Consider the following 2,227-nt stretch of genomic DNA (forward strand, 5'->3'; position numbering starts at 1 on the left):
CGGTGGTTGACGGCGCTGCTGCGGACGACGGCGAGCACCTTGTGGCCGAGCCGGCGGGCGTCGCGCAGCCGCTCCACGAGCAGCAGGCCGGCGCCTTCGGACCAGGATGCGCCGTCCGCCGCCGCCGCGAAGGACTTGCAGCGGCCGTCGGGGGCGAGCCCGCGCTGACGGCTGAACTCGATGAAGGCGCTCGGGCCCGCCATGACCGTCACGCCGCCGGCGAGCGCCATGGAGCACTCGCCGCCCCGCAGCGCCTGCACGGCCAGGTGCAGGGCGACGAGCGAGGACGAGCAGGCGGTGTCGACGGTGACCGCGGGGCCCTCGAAGCCGAAGGTGTAGGCGATGCGCCCGGAGGCGACGCTGCCGGAGTTGCCGGTGCTCATCAGCCCCTCGACCCCCTCGGGGAGGACGCCGGGGGTGAAGCCGTAGTCGTGGTACATGAGGCCGGCGAAGACTCCGGTGCGGCTGCCCTTGAGACCGACGGGGTCGATGCCCGCGTGCTCGAAGGCCTCCCAGGCGGTCTCCAGCAGCAGCCGCTGCTGCGGGTCCATGGCCAGCGCCTCGCGTGGCGAGATCCCGAAGAAGTCCGCGTCGAAGTCGGCAGCGTCGTGCAGGAAGCCGCCGTGCCGCGTGTATACCTTGCCGGGCTGCTCGGGGTCGGGGTCGTAGAGCGTGTCGACGTCCCAGCCGCGGTCCTCGGGGAACTGCGAGATGGCGTCTTCGCCGTCGGCCAGCAGCCGCCACAGCTCCTCGGGGGAGCCGACGCCGCCGGGGAACCGGCAGCTCATGCCCACAATGGCGATCGGCTCCTGGTCACGGGCCTCCAGCTCGCGCACCCGCCGCCGGACCTGGCGCAGGTCCGTGGTGGCCCGCTTGAGGTAGTCCCGGAGCTTGTCCTCGTTCATCATCGTTGTCGCCCGCCCCCTTTGGCCTGCGCAGTTCAGGAGATGCCGAGTTCGTCGTCGAGGAGCTCGTACAGCTCTTCGTCGCTCGCCGAGCTGAGGTCGTCTTCGTCCCCGGCTCCGCCGGCGCCTCCCGGATCGGCGGGCTCGTCCCCGTTCCAGCGGGCGAGCAGCGCCTGGAGACGCATGTTGATCTTGGTGCGGGTGACGCTGTCGACGCCGTCCGCTCCGGTGCCGTCGAGGGCGGCGGCGAGGCGGTCGATCTCGTCGAAGACCGGTGCCGTCCCGGCCGTACCACCGGGGAGGTCCTTCAGCACCCGGCGCGCGAGCACCGCGGGTGTCGGGTGGTCGAAGACCAGCGTCGCGGGCAGCCGCAGGCCGGTGGCCTGGTTCATCCGGTTGCGGAGCTCCACCGCGGTCAGCGAGTCGAAGCCCAGGTCGCCGAAGGCCTGGTCGGGCTGGACGGCCTTGGCCGAGCCGTGGCCGAGGACGGCGGCGACCTCGGAGCGGACGAGGTCCAGGACCGCCTCCTCACGCTCGCTCTCGGGCAGGCCCGCGATCCGCTGCGCCAGCGGTACGGAAGCCGCCCGGTCGATGCGCCGCGGCCGGCCGCCGACGAGCGCCCTGAGCAGCGGTGGCACCGGTGCGGTCGCGTTCCGCAGGGCGGCGAGGTCCAGCCGTGCCGCCACCACCAGGGGCTCCTGCAACAGGAGTGCGGCGTCGAGGAGTTCCAGGCCGTCCTCGTCGGACAGGGGCAGCACGCCGCCGCGGGCGAGCCGGGTCCGGCCGGCGCCGCCGAGGCCCTCGGTCATGGTGCCGGTGCGCTGCCACAGGCCCCACGGCAGTGACACCGCGGGCAGCCCGTGGGCACGGCGGTGCCGGGCGAAGGCGTCCAGGAAGGCGTTGGCCGCCGCGTAGTTGGCCTGACCGGGGGTGCCGAGCGTACCCGCGAGCGAGGAGAAGACCACGAACGCCGAGACGTCGCCCGCCAGTTCGTGCAGATTCAGCACCGCGTCGACCTTGGGGCGCAGCACCTTCTCCAGGCGCTCCGGCGTGAGCGAACCGATCACGCCGTCGTCGAGGACGCCGGCCGTGTGGACGACGGCCGTCACCGGCGTGCCGGACAGCGCCTCGGCGAGGGCGTCCCGGTCGGCCACGTCACAGGCGGCCCAGCGCACTTCGGCACCCGCGGCGGTCAGTTCCGCCCGGAGCTCCGCCGCGCCCTCGGCGTCCGCGCCGCGGCGGCTCATCAGCAGCAGGCTGCGTACGCGGTGCTCGGCGACCAGGTGCCGGGCGACGAGCCCGCCCAGGGCGCCGGACGCGCC

The 2,227-nt window shown here is 74.0% G+C and carries 2 protein-coding genes; both read right to left on the minus strand.

The genetic code is table 11. The annotated features are described in order from the left end of the window. Nucleotides 1-908, minus strand: a 908-nt coding sequence (locus ABT085_RS45810) for a beta-ketoacyl synthase N-terminal-like domain-containing protein (RefSeq protein ID WP_351623051.1), incomplete at its 3' end; no start/stop codon positions are given. A 32-nt stretch (nt 909-940) separates the two neighbouring features. Beyond that, the coding region (locus ABT085_RS45815) for a type I polyketide synthase (RefSeq protein ID WP_351623055.1) at nt 941-2,227 on the minus strand (1,287 nt) is incomplete at its 5' end.

The sequence above is a fragment of the Streptomyces sp. NPDC002265 genome (genome assembly GCF_040296125.1).
Classification (GTDB): Bacteria; Actinomycetota; Actinomycetes; order Streptomycetales; family Streptomycetaceae; genus Streptomyces.